Below are 15,902 nucleotides of genomic sequence, written 5' to 3' on the forward strand. Positions count from 1 at the left end.
ACTATGTCCGAGCGATGCGTCCCGACCGATCGTTCGGTCCGTGCGTAGTCCATGGTGTGCCGGGCCGCCGCGGGGTGTCAACCGCTGTGGAAAACTCATGGCGCCGCCTGTGGACAACGCGGGGCGGGGCGGCGGGCCGTGAGCCGCGGGCGGGCTGCCGGAGGCACCGTGCGGGCTACCGAAAGCACCGGGCGGGCTGCCGTAGGGCCCCCGGACCTGCTGCCGTAGGGCCCCGGACCGGCTGCCGGACAGCAGCGGACCGGCCGCTCCCGCACCACCGCAAGGCCTTCCGCCCGGCCCCGGCCGACGCCTCCCGTGGCGAGGGCCACCGTCTTCGTCCCGTACCCGGGGCTGCGCCCGGGGGCCTGGGCTGAGTACCGTTCCGTGCGGGCGCCGACACGTGGCGCTCGTGCCGGATGCGACGCCTGTGACGGGCGCCGCGCCACGGTCCGCCCCGCTCAGCCGAACCGCCGAGCCGGACGGCGGGCCGGACGACCGGGTCGAAGACACCGAGCTGACCGCATGAGCCGAAACGGGGGACGGGACGGAATGGACGCGTACGACGAGGATCCGCGGGGCCCGCAGGGCCCGGACGGGTCGGCCGGGACGCGTCTCCCGGAAGAGCCCCCGGCGCCGCCCCCGCCGCCCGCTGCCGCACCCGCGCCCCGTGCCGGCGTCGCCGCGCTCTCCCCGCGCTACCAGGTCGGCGCGGCGCTGGCGCTCGCGGTGGTCGCCGTGGCCGCCTGTGCGCACCTGCTGATGGTGTTCCTCAGCCTCGCCCCCGCCAACACGGTGACGAAGCAGCACGGCAAGGCGATAGAGGAATGGGTGTACCCGGAGTTCGAGCAGAACTGGAAGCTGTTCGCCCCGAACCCGCTCCAGCAGAACATCGCCGTACAGGTCCGTGCCGAGGTGCGGATGCGGGACGGCGGGCTGCGCACGACCGGCTGGACCGACCTGTCCGCCCAGGACGGCGCCGCCATCGACGGCAACCTGGCCCCCAGCCACACCCAGCAGAACCTGCTGCGCCGGGCCTGGGACTTCTTCTCCGCCACGCACGGCACCGACAACCGTCCCGTCGGCCTGCGCGGCTCCCTGTCGGAGCAGTATCTGCGCCGGATCGTGGTGATGCGTCTGTACCGGGACGACCCGACGAGCCGGGAAGGCGTGATCCAGCGCGTGCAGATCCGTTCCAGCACCACCAATGTGCAGCCGCCGCCGTGGAGCCGTGAGCGGGTGTCCGACAAACCCGCCTACCGCCTGCTGCCCTGGTGGTCCCTGACGTCCGACGAGGCCGCGGGAGGTGTGCGGTGAACCGTCTCTCCCTGACCCTGTCGCGAGGTGTCGCCCGGGTCACCGAGGCCGCCCTCGGGCCGTACCAGAGCGCCGTGATCCGGATCGGGTTCGCCGGTACCTGGCTGCTGTTCCTGCTGCGCGAGTTCCCGTACCGCCAGGAGCTGTACGGCCCCGCCGGGCCGTGGGGCTGGAACCTCGCCAAGGAGCTGACCGCCGACAACCACGCCTTCACTGCGCTGCTGTGGTCCGACGGGCAGCTGTGGTTCGAGTGCTGTTACGCGCTGGCCATCCTCGCCAGCGCGGCCCTGCTGCTCGGCTGGCGCACCCGGACCGCGTCCCTGCTCTTCATGGTGGGCGTGCTGTCGCTGCAGAACCGCAGCGTCTTCATCGGTGACGGCGGCGACAACGTCCTGCACCTCATGGCCTTCTACCTGGTGTTCACGCGCTGCGGACAGGTGTGGTCCCTGGACGCGCGGCGCACGGCGAACAACGCGGCGGCACGCGCGCGCGGGGAGCGGGTTCCCGCCGACCGGACGGGAGCCGTGCTGTGGGCGGTGTCCGGCCTGGCGCTCGGCGCGGCGACGCTGACCGGCCGGTTCGACAACGGCTGGCTGATCCCGGCGCTGCTGTGGACGGCCTGGGCCGGGCTCGGCCTGTGGTGGGCCGTCCGCCGCCGGGAGGCCTGGGAGCAGCGGCGGATCCTGCTGGACGTCATCGCGAACATCCTGCACAACGGCGCCCTGGCCGTGATCATGGCGGAGGCCTGCCTGATCTACGCCACGGCCGGCTGGTACAAGGTCCAGGGCTCGCGCTGGCAGGACGGCACCGCCGTCTACTACCCGCTCCACCTGGACTACTTCTCGCCCTGGCCCGCGCTGGCCGACCTGATGTCGTCCAGCGGCACGATCCTGATGATCGTGGCCTACGGAACGGTCATGGTGCAGGTCGCCTTCCCGTTCACGCTGTTCAACCGGCGGGTCAAGAACGTCCTGCTGGTGCTGATGATGATCGAGCACGCGGTGATCGCGGTCGTCCTCGGCCTGCCGTTCTTCTCGCTGGCGATGATCACAGCGGACGCCGTCTTCCTGCCGACGTCCTTCCTGCGCCGACTGGGCGACCTGGCCGCACGCGCGCGCGGACGGCTCGCCCGGCGCGTCGGCCGTACGGTCCCCGCCCCGCGCTCCCCCGAGGAGAGCCCGGCGGACCGCGTAGGGTTCACGGCATGACCGACCCGCTGAGCCGCTGGCGCGAGCACGCGGACTCCGCCGCGCTGCTCGACGGCTTCCACGCCCTTAAGCACGCGCTGCGCTTCGGGGCCGAGGTGCCGGTCGCGGTCACCACCGACCGGGAGGCCGCGCTCGCCCTCGCCGGGGAACTGGCCGGGGACGTGCGCGACACCCTGGACGCCCTCCTGACGGAGGTGTCCCGGGCGGCGTACGCCTCGCTCGTCCCGCGTCCCCATCCGACCGGCGTGGCAGCCCTCGCGGTACGGCCGTCCCGGGAGGCCAACCTGCGCGCGCTCGCCCGCATGCCGCGCACCGCGCCCGTCGTGGTCCTGGACAACCCCCGCAACCTCGGCAACGCGGGGGCGGTGATCCGGCTGGCCGCCGGTTTCGGGGTGACCGGTGTGGTCACCACGGGCACCCTCGACCCCTGGCATCCCACGGTGCTGCGCGGCGGCGCGGGCCTGCACTTCGCGACCGCCGTGGAGCGCCTCGGTGTCGACGAGCTGCCCGCCGGCCCGCTGTTCGCCCTCGACCCGGAGGGCGAGGACATCCGCGGCACCAAGCTGCCCGACGACGCCGTGCTGGCCTTCGGCTCGGAACGCTCCGGCCTGTCGCCGGAGCTGCGGGCCCGGGCCGACCACCTGCTGCGGCTGCCGATGCGCCCCCAGGTCTCCAGCTACAACCTCGCCACCAGCGTGGCGATGACGCTGTACCACTGGAGCGCCGGGGGCGCGTAGCCCGCTCAGGCCTCCCGGCGGACCTCCACCATCCGGAACCGGTTGGCCACGAAGGCGCTGTCGGTGAGGGCCGCGTTGGCCGCCGGGTTGCCGCCCGAGCCGTGGAAGTCGGAGAAGGCGGCGGTCTGGTTCACGTACACCCCGCCGGTCAGGTTGAGCGACAGCTGGGCCGACTCCTCCAGGCACACCTCCTGGATCATCTCCTCGACGCCGGCGTCCGTGGTGTACGCGCCGACCGTCATGGCGCCCTTCTCCCGGACCGTGCGCCGCAGCAGCTCCGCGGCGTCGGTCACCGAGTCGACCGCGACGGCGAAGGAGACGGGGCCGAAGCACTCGCTCATGTAGGCGGCCTCGTCGCCCGGCTTGGCGCCGTCCAGCTTGACGATGACGGGGGTGCGGACCACCGCGTCCGGGAACTCCGGGTTGGTGACCTCGCGGGAGGCGAGGGCGACCTCGCCGAGGCCGGCCGCGGCCTCCAGGCGGGCCTTGACGTCCGGGTTGACGATCGCGCCGAGCAGGGCGTTCGCGCGCGCGTCGTCGCCGAGCAGGCCGTCGACCGCGCGGGCGAGGTCGGCGGTGACCTCGTCGAAGGTCTTCGGGCCCTGGTCGGTGGTGATGCCGTCGCGGGGGACGAGCAGGTTCTGCGGGGTGGTGCACATCTGGCCGCTGTACAGGGACAGCGAGAACGCCAGGTTGGACAGCATGCCCTTGTAGTCGTCCGTGGAGTGCACGATCACGGTGTTGACGCCGGCCTTCTCCGTGTAGACCTGCGCCTGGCGGGCGCTGGCCTCCAGCCAGTCGCCGAACGCCGTCGAGCCCGTGTAGTCGATGATCTTGATCTCGGGGCGCAGCGCGAGGGTCTTGGCGATGCCCTCGCCGGACCGCTCGGCGGCCAGCGCGACCAGGTTCGGGTCGAAGCCCGCCTCGGCGAGCACGTCCCGGGCGATCCGCACGGTCAGCGCGAGCGGCAGCACCGCGCGCGGGTGCGGCTTGACCAGGACCGCGTTGCCGGTCGCCAGGGAGGCGAACAGGCCCGGGTAGCCGTTCCAGGTCGGGAAGGTGTTGCAGCCGATGACCAGGCCGATGCCGCGCGGGACCGGCGTGAACGTCTTGGTCAGCACCAGCGGGTCGCGCTTGCCCTGCGGCTTGGTCCACTCCGCCGTGCCCGGGGTGCGGACCTGCTCCGCGTACGCGTACGCCACCGCCTCCAGGCCGCGGTCCTGGGCGTGCGGGCCGCCCGCCTGGAACGCCATCATGAACGCCTGGCCGGAGGTGTGCATGACCGCGTGTGCGAACTGGTGCGTGCGGTCGCTGATCCGCTTCAGGATCTCCAGGCACACCATGGCCCGCAGCTCCGGGCCCGCGTCCCGCCAGGCGCGCCGGCCCGCCCCCATCGCGGGCAGCAGCACGTCGAGGTCGGCGTGCGGGTAGGTCACGCCCAGCTCGATGCCGTACGGGGAGACCTCGTCGCCCACCCAGTCGTCGATGCCGGGCTGGTCGGTGAGGTCGAGGCGGTTGCCGAGCAGGGCGTCGAAGGCGGCCTTGCCCGCCGCCGCGTCCAGGCTGCCGCCCTCGCCGTACGCCTTCGGGTGCTCGGGGTGCGGGGACCAGTAAGCGCGGGTGCGGATCGCTTCCAGGGCCTGATCGAGAGTGGGCCGGTGCTTCGCGATCAGCTCGGGCGCGGTCAGTTCGGCGGCCATGCGGGACCAACTCCTCGTCTGGAGGACTCTCCTTCGAGTCCGGACCTGGCAGAAAGAGCAGCGGGATGGAACGGTCAGAGCTAGAGTAACCGAACGATCGGTCGGTACAAGGGGGTCCGCCGCATCTGTGGAAAACCCCGTGCGGGAGGATCGCGCACATGACAGCACTCGACCTCAGCAGCCCCGTGGCCGTCGTCGGAACCGGCACCATGGGCCAGGGAATCGCCCAGGTCGCGCTGGTCGCCGGCCACCCCGTACGGCTGTACGACACCGTCCCCGGCCGGGCCCGGGACGCGGCCGAAGCGATCGGCGCCCGCCTCGACCGGCTGGTGGCCAAGGACCGGCTCACCGAAGCCGACCGCGACGCCGCCCGCGCCCGCCTGAAGCCCGTGGACAGCCTCGCGGAACTGGCCGGCTGCGGGCTGGTCGTGGAGGCCGTCCTGGAGCGGCTGGACGTCAAGCAGCAGCTCTTCGGCGAGCTGGAGGAGATCGTCGCCGAGGACTGCCTGCTCGCCACCAACACCTCCTCGCTGTCGGTGACGGCCATCGGGGGCGCCCTGCGCCACCCCGGCCGCTTCGTCGGCCTGCACTTCTTCAACCCGGCGCCGCTGCTGCCGCTGGTCGAGGTGGTCTCCGGCTTCGCCACCGACGTCACGTCGGCCACGCGCGCGTACGAAACCGCCCGCGCCTGGGGCAAGACCCCGGTGGCCTGCGCGGACACCCCCGGCTTCATCGTCAACCGCATCGCCCGGCCGTTCTACGCGGAAGCGTTCGCCGTCTACGAGGCCCAGGCCGCCGACCCCGCGACCATCGACGCGGTCCTGCGCGAGTCGGGCGGCTTCAGGATGGGCGCCTTCGAGCTGACCGACCTGATCGGCCAGGACGTCAACGAGTCCGTCACCCACTCGGTGTGGCAGTCCTTCTTCCAGGACGTGCGCTTCACCCCCTCCCTGGCCCAGCGGCGGCTGGTGGAGTCCGGCCGGCTCGGCCGCAAGAGCGGGCGCGGCTGGTACGACTACGCCGAGGGCGCCGAGCGGCCCGAGCCGCACACCGCCGACAAGGAGCAGCCGCCCGCCTACGTCGTCGCCGAGGGCGGCCTGGGTCCGGCGGCCGAGCTGCTGACGATGATCCGCGAGGCGGGCATCCGGGTCCGCGAGGAGGACGAGGACAACGGCACCCGCCTGGTGCTGCCCAGCGGCGGCCAGCTGGTCCTCGCCGACGGCCAGACCTCGGCCGAGTTCCGGGACGTCGTCTACTTCGACCTGGCCCTGGACTACCGCACCGCCACCCGGATCGCCCTGTCCGCCGCCCAGGACACCTCCCCGCAGACCCTGGCCGAGGCCACCGGGCTGTTCCAGGCGCTCGGCAAGCAGGTCAGCGTCATCGGTGACGTCCCCGGCATGATCGTCGCCCGTACGGTTGCCCGGATCGTGGACCTCGCCCACGACGCCGTCGCCAAGGGCGTGGCCACCGAGGAGGACATCGACACCGCGATGCGCCTGGGCGTGAACTACCCGCTCGGCCCCTTCGAGTGGGACCGCAGGCTCGGCCGCGACTTCGCCTTCGACGTGCTGGACGAGATGCACGAGCGCGACCCCTCCGGACGCTACGCGCCCTCCCTCGCGCTCTACCGCCACGCCTACGCCAACGACAAGCGGGAGGGCACCTCATGACCACGGCCAAGCGCGACACGTACACCCCCGAGACGCTGCTCTCGGTCGCCGTGCGGGTCTTCAACGAGCGCGGTTACGACGGCACCTCCATGGAGCATCTGTCCAAGGCGGCCGGCATCTCCAAGTCGTCCATCTACCACCACGTCAGCGGCAAGGAGGAGCTGCTGCGCCGGGCCGTCAGCCGCGCCCTGGACGGGCTGTTCGCCATCCTGGAGGAGGAGCACGCGCGCGCGGGGCGGCCCGCCGACCGGCTGGAGCACGTCGTGCGCCGCATGGTCGAGGTGCTCATATCCGAGCTGCCCTATGTGACGCTGCTGCTGCGCGTGCGCGGCAACACCGAGACCGAGCGGTGGGCGCTGGAGCGGCGCCGCGACTTCGACCACCGGGTCGCGGAACTGCTGAAGGCGGCGGCCGCCGACGGGGACGTACGCGGTGACGTGGAGGTCCGGCTGGCCACCCGGCTGGTCTTCGGAATGATCAACTCCATCGTGGAGTGGTACCGGCCGGACCCGCGGGGCGCGAGCGACCGGGAGGTGGCCGAGGCCGTGGTCCGGCTGGTCTTCTCGGGACTGCGCCAGGGCTGACCTCAGCTGTCCGGCTCCAGGTCCTCCTCCTCGAACACCAGCAGCGTGCGGGTGCTGAGCACCTCGGGGATCGCCTGGAGCCGGGTCAGCACCAGCTCGCGCAGCGCCCGGTTGTCGGGCGTGTGCACCAGCAGCAGCACGTCGAAGTCGCCGCCCACCAGGGCGATGTGGGAGGCGCCGGGCAGCTCTCTGAGCTGCTCGCGGACCGTGCGCCAGGTGTTCTGGACGATCTTCAGCGTGATGTACGCCGAGGTGCCGTGGCCGGCCCGCTCGTGGTCCACGCGCGCGCTGAAGCCCCGGATCACCCCGTCCTCGACGAGCCGGTTGATGCGCGCGTAGGCGTTGGCGCGCGAGACGTGGACGCGTTCGGCGACGGACCGTATCGAGGCGCGGCCGTCCGCCTGGAGGATCCGCAGGATGTCCTGATCGATGGCGTCCAGCGGGCGGGGCGGCGGCAGCACGACGCCGTCCTGCGACCCGTAGGCCATTTGTTCAGGTCCCATGTCCCCCCGCTTCCTCGCCGTGGACGTCCTGCGTTCATTGCAGGTTGTGGAGAACCGTTTGTCCACAGCCTTGAGGTGCCTGTAGCCAAAATGTGCCGGCGACCGAACAATCGGTTGGTGAGGCGGGTCACAGCCGACACGCCTCCCGTAGCCGCTCCCACGAGGAGGTGCCGTCATGACGGTTCTGGAGCAGCGGGGCGCGTACCGGCCATCGCCGCCGCCCGCCTGGCAGCCCCGTATGGACCCCGCGCCGCTGCTGCCCGACGCCGAGCCCTACCGCGTCCTCGGCACCGAGTCGGCCGGGAAGGCCGACCCCGACCTGCTGCGCCGGCTGTACGCCCAGCTGGTGCGCGGCCGCCGGTACAACACGCAGGCCACCGCGCTCACCAAACAGGGCCGGCTCGCCGTCTACCCGTCCAGCACCGGCCAGGAGGCCTGCGAGATCGCCGCCGCCCTGGCCCTGGAGGAGCGCGACTGGCTCTTCCCCAGCTACCGCGACACGCTCGCCGTCGTCGCCCGGGGCGTGGACCCCGCCGAGGCGCTCACCCTGCTGCGCGGCGACTGGCACAGCGGCTACGACCCCTACGTCCACCGGGTGGCCCCGCTCAGCACCCCGCTCGCCACCCAGCTGCCGCACGCCGTCGGCCTCGCGCACGCCGCCCGCATCAAGGGGGACGACGTGGTCGCGCTCGCCATGGTCGGCGACGGCGGCACCAGCGAGGGCGACTTCCACGAGGCGCTCAACTTCGCCGCCGTCTGGCAGGCACCGGTCGTCTTCCTGGTGCAGAACAACGGCTTCGCCATCTCCGTCCCGCTCGCCAAGCAGACCGCCGCGCCCTCGCTGGCCCACAAGGCGGTCGGGTACGGCATGCCGGGCCGGCTGGTCGACGGCAACGACGCCGCGGCCGTGCACGAGGTCCTCAGCGACGCCGTGCGCCACGCGCGCGCGGGCGGCGGCCCCACCCTGGTGGAGGCGGTGACGTACCGCATCGAAGCCCACACCAACGCCGACGACGCCACCCGGTACCGCGGTGACGCGGAGGTCGAGGCGTGGCGCGCCCACGACCCGATCGACCTGCTGGAACGCGAACTGACCACGCGCGGCCTGCTCGACCAGGCCGGCATCGAGGCGGCCCGGCAGGACGCCGAGACGATGGCCGCCGCCCTGCGGGACCGCATGAACCAGGACCCCGACCTCAACCCCATGGACCTCTTCGACCACGTCTACGCCGAGACCACCTCGCAACTGCGCGAGCAGCGCGCCCTGTTGCGGGCCGAGCTGGAGGCCGAGCAGGAGCAGCACGGCGAGCCCGGCACGCGGGAAGGCGGCGCCCGATGACCACCGTCGCCGTCAAGCCCGCCACCATGGCGCAGGCCCTCACCCGCGCGATGCGCGACGCGATGGCCGCCGACCCCACCGTGCACGTCATGGGTGAGGACGTCGGCACCCTCGGCGGTGTCTTCCGGGTCACCGACGGCCTCGCCAAGGAGTTCGGCGAGGACCGCTGCACCGACACCCCGCTCGCCGAGGCCGGCATCCTCGGCACCGCCGTCGGCATGGCCATGTACGGCCTCAGGCCCGTGGTGGAGATGCAGTTCGACGCCTTCGCCTATCCGGCGTTCGAGCAGCTGATCAGCCATGTCTCCCGGATGCGCAACCGCACGCGCGGCAGGATGCCCCTGCCGATCACCGTCCGCGTCCCCTACGGCGGCGGCATCGGCGGTGTCGAGCACCACAGCGACTCCTCCGAGGCCTACTACATGGCGACCCCGGGGCTGCACGTCGTCACCCCGGCCACCGTCGCCGACGCCTACGGGCTGCTGCGCCAGGCCATCGCCTCGGACGACCCGGTCGTCTTCCTGGAGCCCAAGCGGCTGTACTGGTCGAAGGACAGCTGGAACCCCGAGCATCCGACGGACGTCGAGCCCATCGGCCGCGCGGTGGTCCGGCGGCCCGGCAGCAGCGCCACGCTCATCACCTACGGCCCCTCGCTGCCGGTCTGCATGGAGGCCGCCGAGGCCGCCCGGGCCGAGGGCTGGGACCTGGAGGTCGTCGACCTGCGCTCGCTGGTGCCGTTCGACGACGAGACGGTCTGCGCGGCCGTCCGGCGCACCGGGCGTGCCGTTGTCGTCCACGAGTCCACCGGCTTCGGCGGGCCGGGCGGCGAGATCGCGGCCCGCATCACCGAGCGCTGCTTCCACCACCTGGAGGCGCCGGTGCTGCGCGTCGCCGGGTTCGACATCCCGTACCCGCCGCCCATGCTGGAGCGGCACCACCTGCCCGGCGTCGACCGCATCCTGGACGCCGTGGCCCGGCTGCAGTGGGAGGCCGAGGGCTGATGGCTCAGGTGCTGGAGTTCAAGCTGCCCGACCTCGGTGAGGGGCTCACCGAGGCGGAGATCGTCCGCTGGCTGGTCAAGGTCGGCGACGTGGTCGCCATCGACCAGCCGGTGGTCGAGGTCGAGACGGCCAAGGCGATGGTCGAGGTGCCCTGCCCCTACGGCGGTGTGGTCACCGCCCGCTACGGCGAGGAGGGCACCGAACTGCCCGTAGGCGCCCCGCTCCTCACGGTCGCCGTCGGCGAACCGGCGGCGGAAACCGAGGGCTCCGGCAATGTCCTGGTGGGCTACGGCACCCAGGCCCCGGCGGCCCGCCGCAGAAGGGTCCGGGCCGGCGCCGACGGACAGCCGCAGGGGCCCGGGAACGCCTCGGCGGCCCCCCACGCGCGCGTGAGCGCACCGGCAGCGGCACAGGCGCCCGCGCCCGCCGCCGCGCCTGCCCCGGCCCCCGCCGACGGGCCGGTCCCCGTGATCTCCCCCCTCGTGCGCAAGCTCGCCCGGGACAACGGCGTCGACCTGCGCCGGCTGGCCGGGTCCGGGCCGGACGGGCTCATCCTGCGCGCGGACGTCGAGGACGCGCTGCGGGCCGAGGCGGCGAGGAGCCGTACGGCCGCGGAACCGGCCGTACCGGCCCCAGCGGCGGCGCCGACGGGCGGGGAACCGGCCGTACGGGCCCCCGCGGCGGCCCCTCGGGCCGAGGCCGGTGTCCGGATCCCGCTCAAGGGCGTGCGCGGGGCCGTCGCCGACAAGCTCTCCCGCAGCCGCCGGGAGATCCCGGACGCGACCTGCTGGGTCGACGCCGACGCGACCGAACTCATGCGTGCGCGCACCGCCATGAACGCCGCCGGGGGACCGAAGATCTCCCTGCTCGCGCTGCTCGCCCGCATCTGCACGGCCGCCCTGGCCCGGTTCCCCGAGCTGAACTCCTTCGTCGACACCGAGGCCCGCGAGGTCGTCCGGCTCGACCAGGTCCACCTCGGGTTCGCCGCCCAGACCGAACGCGGCCTGGTCGTGCCGGTCGTCCGGGACGCCCACGCGCGTGACGCGGAGGCCCTGACCGCCGAGTTCGCCCGGCTCACCGAGTCCGCCCGCGCGGGGACGCTCACCCCGGGGGAACTCACCGGCGGCACCTTCACGTTGAACAATTACGGAGTCTTCGGCGTCGACGGCTCCACCCCGATCATCAACCACCCCGAGGCGGCCATGCTGGGCGTCGGCCGCATCGTCCCCAAGCCGTGGGTGCACGAGGGCGAGCTGGCCGTCCGCCAGGTCGTCCAGCTCTCGCTCACCTTCGACCACCGGGTGTGCGACGGCGGCACGGCGGGCGGCTTCCTGCGGTATGTGGCGGACTGCGTGGAACAGCCGGCGGTGCTGCTGCGCACCCTGTGACGTACGCCGGGTCCAGAAGAAGGGAGCCACAGGACATACTCGGAAGGTGACCGACACCGCGCCCGCCGCCCCCGGGACACCCGCCCCGTACGACGCCGTCGTGCTGGCCGGCGGTGCCGCCCGGCGGCTCGGCGGGGCCGACAAGCCCGGCCTGCGGGTCGGCGGGCGCGCGCTGCTCGACCGGGTGCTCGCGGCCTGCGCCGGCGCCGCCACGACCGTCGTCGTGGCCGCGCCCCGGCCCACCGCCCGCCCGGTGCGCTGGGCGCGCGAGGAGCCGCCCGGCGGCGGACCGGTCGCCGCGCTGGAGGCCGGTACACGGCTCACCACCGCCGCGCACACCGTCGTCCTCTCCGCCGACCTGCCCTTCCTCGAACCGGCCACCCTCCGGCGCCTGTTGACCGCTCTTCAGGACACCGGCGCGGACGGCGCGCTGCTCACCGACGCCGACGGCCGTGACCAGCCCCTCGTGGCCGCCTACCGCACCGCCGCCCTGCGCCGCGAGCTGACCGCCCTCGCCGCCGCGCACGACGGCCTCACCGGGCTGCCCCTGCGCCGGCTCACCGGCGCCCTCAAGCTCACCCGCGTCCCGGACCCGCTCGCGTCCTTCGACTGCGACACCTGGGACGACATCGCCGACGCCAGGGCACGGATCAGGGAGCATGGGCACGTGTTGGATGAATGGATCTCCGCAGTCAAGGATGAGCTGGGCATCGACCTGGACGTCGACACCGGCGTGCTCCTCGACCTGGCCCGCGACGCCGCCCACGGCGTGGCCCGCCCCGCCGCCCCGCTGACCACCTTCCTCGTGGGCTACGCCGCGGCGCAGGCCGAGGGAGGCCCGGAGGCCGTCGCCGAGGCCGCCCGCAAGGCCACCGCGCTGGCCCTGCGCTGGGAGGAAGAGAACACCGCGGGCAAGGATGCGAGCAGCGGGGGCCCGAGCGCCCCGGACGCCGGATGACCGCCCCCGGCGCCCGGGCCGAGGCGCCCGCCGAAGACACCGACGACCTCGACGTCGAGGAGGCCCTGGCCCTGGTGAGGGAACCCCACAGGGAGCCCCGGAACGACGGCACGGACGGCCCTGGCCGGGCGGCCGACCCGTCCCCGGAGGCGACCGGCGAGCAGCCCGCAGAGCGGCACCGGGCCACCCCCTGGCCCCGGGCCCGGGAGACCGCCGCGCGCGCCGCCCGCTCCCGCGCCCGCCGCACCCCCGTCTCCGTACCGCTCGCCGACGCCCTCGGACGGGCCCTGGCCGCCCCGCTCGACGCGCTCACCGACCTGCCCTCCTTCGACACCTCCGCGATGGACGGCTGGGCGGTCGCCGGCCCCGGTCCCTGGCACGTGCGGGAGGAGGGTGTGCTGGCCGGGCACGCGCAGCCCGAGCCGCTCACCGACGGCGAGGCGGTCCGTATCGCCACCGGCGCCCGCATCCCCGCCGACACCACCGCCGTGCTGCGCACGGAGCACGGCCGGACCGACACCCAGGGCCGCCTGCACACCACCCGAGAGATGCTCCACGGCCAGGACATCCGCCCCCGCGGCCAGGAGTGCCGTACCGGCGACCAGTTGCTTCCCGTGGGCACCCTGGTCACCCCCGCCGTCCTGGGCCTCGCCGCGGCGGCCGGCTACGACACGGTCACCGTCGTCCCCCGGCCCCGCACCGAAGTCCTCGTCCTCGGCGACGAGTTGCTGACCGAGGGGCTGCCGCACGACGGGCTGATCAGGGACGCCCTCGGCCCCATGCTGCCGCCATGGCTGCGCGCGCTCGGCGCCGACGTCATCGCCGTACGCCGGATCGGCGACGACGCCCGGGCGCTGCACAAGGCGGTCACCCGCTCCGACGCCGACCTGATCGTCACCACGGGCGGCACCGCCTCCGGACCCGTCGACCACGTCCACCCGGTCCTGGACCGCATCGGCGCCGAACTCCTCGTCGACGGTGTCAAGGTGCGCCCCGGCCACCCCATGCTGCTGGCCCGCACCAAGGACCAGCAGCACCTCGTCGGCCTGCCCGGCAACCCCCTCGCGGCCGTCTCCGGGCTGCTCACCCTCGCCGAACCGCTGCTGCGGACCCTCGCCGCCCACCCCGCCCCCGAGCCGTACACGCTGCCGCTCCGGGAGCCGGTGCAGGGGCACCCGCACGACACCCGGCTCGTCCCCGTGGTGCTGCGCGGTGACCATGCCGTGCCGCTGCACTACAACGGCCCGGCCATGCTCCGGGGCATCGCCGCCGCCGACGCGCTGGCCGTCGTACCGCCGGGCGGTGCCCGGCAGGGCGAGGAGACGGAGCTGCTCGACCTGCCGTGGGCGACCGCCGGGATCGGGGTGTGTTTCACGTGAAACTTCCGGGCCATGACGCCATAGCCCGCCGAGCGGGTGAACACCTGGTGACCCATCGGGTGGTCCTGCCGAGAAAAGTGGTGGAGCGCCCGATCCGCCAGGTTCTCAAGCGGCTGGTCATGGCCCTGGTGGTGCTGGTCGCCACCGCGTTGATCGTCTACGCCGACCACGACGGCTACCACGACAACGCCGACGGCGCCGTCGACCTGCTCGACGCGTTCTACTACGCGACCGTCACCCTCTCCACCACCGGATACGGCGACATCACCCCGGTCAGCGACGGTGCCCGGCTCGCCAACATCTTCGTCGTCACGCCCCTGCGCGTGCTGTTCCTGATCATCCTGGTCGGCACCACGCTGGAGGTCCTCACCGAACGCACCCGTGAGGAATGGCGCCTGAACCGCTGGAGGTCCACGTTGCGCGATCACACCGTCGTCATCGGGTTCGGCACGAAGGGGCGGTCGGCCATCCGGACCGTCTGCGCGACCGGCCTGAAGAAAGAGCAGGTGGTCGTGGTCGACCCCAGCTCCAAGGTGATCGACGCAGCGAACGCCGAGGGCTACGCCGGCGTCATAGGCGACGCCACCCGCAGTGACGTGCTCAAACGGGCCGAGGTGCACCGGGCCCGGCAGATCATCGTCGCCCCGCAGCGCGACGACACCTCCGTCCTCGTCACGCTGACGGCCCGCCAGCTCAACCGCAGCGCCAAGATCGTGGCCGCGGTGCGCGAGGAGGAGAACGTCCCGCTGCTCAAGCAGTCCGGTGCCGACGCCGTCATCACCAGCTCCGGCGCGGCCGGCCGCCTGCTCGGCCTGTCCGTGCTCAGCCCCGCCGCCGGCATGGTGATGGAGGACCTCATCCAGCAGGGCAGCGGGCTCGACCTCATCGAACGGCCCGTGGTCCGAGGCGAGGTGGGCCGGAAGCCGCGCGAGACGGACGACCTGGTGGTGAGCGTCATCCGCGGCCACCGGGTGCTCGGTTACGACGATCCGTCCGTCGGCACCCTCCAGCTGACGGACCGGCTCATCACCATCGTCCGCGCCACCCCCGGAACCCAGGTCACCCCGGACACCCGCCCCCTGCCACACGGGTGACCGGCCCCCCGGGGAGTAGCGTCACCGGCATGCATGCGATCACGATTCCCGAACCTGGTGGTCCCGAGGCGCTGGTGTGGGACGAGGTCCCCGATCCGGTGCCCGGCGAGGGCGAGGTGCTGGTCGAGGTGGTGGCCAGCGCCGTCAACCGCGCCGACGTCCTGCAGCGCCAGGGCTTCTACGACCCGCCGCCCGGTGCCTCCCCCTACCCCGGCCTGGAGTGCTCCGGCCGGATCACCGCGCTCGGCCCCGGAGTCTCCGGCTGGGCCGTGGGCGACCCGGTGTGCGCACTGCTTTCGGGCGGCGGCTACGCCGAGAAGGTCGCCGTACCGGCCGGGCAGCTGCTGCCCGTGCCCGAGGGCGTCGACCTCACCCGGGCGGCGGCGCTGCCCGAGGTCGTCTGCACCGTCTGGTCCAATGTGTTCATGATCGCCCACCTGCGCCCGGGCGAGACGCTGCTGGTGCACGGCGGCTCCAGCGGCATCGGGACCATGGCGATCCAGCTGGCCAAGGCCGTCGGCGCCAAGGTGGCGGTGACCGCCGGCACGAAGGAGAAGCTCGACCGCTGCGCCGAGCTGGGCGCCGACGTGCTGATCAACTACCGCGAGCAGGACTTCGTCGCCGAGATCAGGCAGGCCACCGACGGCGCGGGTGCCGACGTCATCCTCGACAACATGGGCGCCAAGTACCTGGACCGCAACGTCCAGGCCCTCGCCGTCAACGGGCGCCTCGCGATCATCGGCATGCAGGGCGGGGTGAAGGGCGAGCTGAACATCGGCGCGCTGCTCGGCAAGCGGGCCGCGATCAGCGCGACCTCGCTGCGCGCCCGTCCGCTGGAGGAGAAGGCGGCGATCGTCGCCGCCGTACGGGAGCATGTGTGGCCCCTGCTGGCTGCCGGGCACGTCCGCCCGGTCGTGGACCGCGAGCTGCCGATGCCGCGGGCGGCCGAGGGACACCGGCTGGTGGAGGAGAGCGGGCACATCGGCAAGGTGCTGCTGGTCGTGCCGTAGCGGCGGGGGTGCCG

General features: G+C 73.4%; 14 protein-coding genes. 12 read left to right on the top strand and 2 right to left on the bottom strand.

The genetic code is table 11. The features are described 5' to 3' along the window. Positions 1-549: 549 nt before the first annotated feature. From ACZ4U1_RS21270 to ACZ4U1_RS21280, 3 genes are read left to right on the top strand one after another with little or no spacing between them, the layout of a single operon-like run. Positions 550-1,314, top strand: coding sequence for a DUF5819 family protein (locus ACZ4U1_RS21270; RefSeq protein WP_467905299.1), 765 nt, complete (start codon positions 550-552; stop codon positions 1,312-1,314). After that, positions 1,311-2,522, top strand: coding sequence for an HTTM domain-containing protein (locus ACZ4U1_RS21275; RefSeq protein WP_467905125.1), 1,212 nt, complete (start codon positions 1,311-1,313; stop codon positions 2,520-2,522). The genes ACZ4U1_RS21270 and ACZ4U1_RS21275 overlap by 4 nt, the downstream gene beginning before the upstream one ends. Continuing rightward, the gene (locus ACZ4U1_RS21280) at positions 2,519-3,259 is read left to right on the top strand and encodes a TrmH family RNA methyltransferase (protein ID WP_467905127.1); all 741 of its coding nucleotides are present in this window, start codon (positions 2,519-2,521) and stop codon (positions 3,257-3,259) included. Before ACZ4U1_RS21275 ends, ACZ4U1_RS21280 begins: the two co-directional genes overlap by 4 nt. Positions 3,260-3,264: 5 nt before the next feature. Here ACZ4U1_RS21280 and paaN read toward each other — a convergent pair whose 3' ends face one another. Next, positions 3,265-4,959: a phenylacetic acid degradation protein PaaN gene (paaN, locus tag ACZ4U1_RS21285; RefSeq protein ID WP_467905129.1), complete on the bottom strand. Its 1,695-nt coding sequence runs from the start codon at positions 4,957-4,959 to the stop codon at positions 3,265-3,267. 158 nt (positions 4,960-5,117) lie between these two features. Between paaN and ACZ4U1_RS21290 the strand changes: the two genes are divergently transcribed. Both ACZ4U1_RS21290 and ACZ4U1_RS21295 read left to right on the top strand, forming a co-directional pair. Further along, positions 5,118-6,632 (top strand): 3-hydroxyacyl-CoA dehydrogenase, encoded by a 1,515-nt coding sequence (locus tag ACZ4U1_RS21290; protein WP_467905130.1) that lies wholly within the window; start codon positions 5,118-5,120, stop codon positions 6,630-6,632. After that, positions 6,629-7,216 carry a TetR/AcrR family transcriptional regulator gene (locus ACZ4U1_RS21295; protein ID WP_467905132.1) on the top strand — a complete coding sequence of 196 codons (588 nt, stop codon included), beginning with the start codon at positions 6,629-6,631 and terminating at the stop codon, positions 7,214-7,216. Before ACZ4U1_RS21290 ends, ACZ4U1_RS21295 begins: the two co-directional genes overlap by 4 nt. A gap of 2 nt (positions 7,217-7,218) precedes the next feature. On the opposite strand, the gene ACZ4U1_RS21300 is transcribed toward ACZ4U1_RS21295, so the two are convergent. Continuing rightward, positions 7,219-7,719: an Lrp/AsnC family transcriptional regulator gene (locus tag ACZ4U1_RS21300; protein WP_467905134.1), complete on the bottom strand. Its 501-nt coding sequence runs from the start codon at positions 7,717-7,719 to the stop codon at positions 7,219-7,221. Positions 7,720-7,894: 175 nt separating this feature from the next. Here ACZ4U1_RS21300 and pdhA point away from each other — a divergent pair, with 175 nt between their 5' ends. Genes pdhA through ACZ4U1_RS21335 form a run of 7 tightly spaced genes read left to right on the top strand, consistent with a single transcriptional unit; the run spans position 7,895 to position 15,888 of the window. Continuing rightward, positions 7,895-9,058 (top strand): pyruvate dehydrogenase (acetyl-transferring) E1 component subunit alpha, encoded by a 1,164-nt coding sequence (gene pdhA / locus ACZ4U1_RS21305; RefSeq protein WP_467905136.1) that lies wholly within the window; start codon positions 7,895-7,897, stop codon positions 9,056-9,058. Continuing rightward, positions 9,055-10,059, top strand: coding sequence for an alpha-ketoacid dehydrogenase subunit beta (locus tag ACZ4U1_RS21310; RefSeq protein WP_467905138.1), 1,005 nt, complete (start codon positions 9,055-9,057; stop codon positions 10,057-10,059). Before pdhA ends, ACZ4U1_RS21310 begins: the two co-directional genes overlap by 4 nt. After that, a complete protein-coding gene (locus ACZ4U1_RS21315) occupies positions 10,059-11,447 on the top strand; it encodes a dihydrolipoamide acetyltransferase family protein (protein WP_467905140.1) in 1,389 nt (462 codons plus the stop codon). Before ACZ4U1_RS21310 ends, ACZ4U1_RS21315 begins: the two co-directional genes overlap by 1 nt. A gap of 46 nt (positions 11,448-11,493) precedes the next feature. Then, positions 11,494-12,405, top strand: coding sequence for an NTP transferase domain-containing protein (locus ACZ4U1_RS21320; RefSeq protein ID WP_467905142.1), 912 nt, complete (start codon positions 11,494-11,496; stop codon positions 12,403-12,405). Beyond that, on the top strand, positions 12,402-13,784 hold the full coding sequence (locus tag ACZ4U1_RS21325) for a molybdopterin molybdotransferase MoeA (RefSeq protein ID WP_467905143.1): 1,383 nt from the start codon (positions 12,402-12,404) through the stop codon (positions 13,782-13,784). Before ACZ4U1_RS21320 ends, ACZ4U1_RS21325 begins: the two co-directional genes overlap by 4 nt. Then, positions 13,781-14,878 carry a potassium channel family protein gene (locus ACZ4U1_RS21330; RefSeq protein WP_467905144.1) on the top strand — a complete coding sequence of 366 codons (1,098 nt, stop codon included), beginning with the start codon at positions 13,781-13,783 and terminating at the stop codon, positions 14,876-14,878. Before ACZ4U1_RS21325 ends, ACZ4U1_RS21330 begins: the two co-directional genes overlap by 4 nt. A 29-nt stretch (positions 14,879-14,907) precedes the next feature. After that, positions 14,908-15,888 (top strand): NAD(P)H-quinone oxidoreductase, encoded by a 981-nt coding sequence (locus ACZ4U1_RS21335; RefSeq protein WP_467905146.1) that lies wholly within the window; start codon positions 14,908-14,910, stop codon positions 15,886-15,888. Positions 15,889-15,902: the final 14 nt, after the last annotated feature.

It is taken from the genome of Streptomyces sp. NPDC028928, from assembly GCF_055564915.1.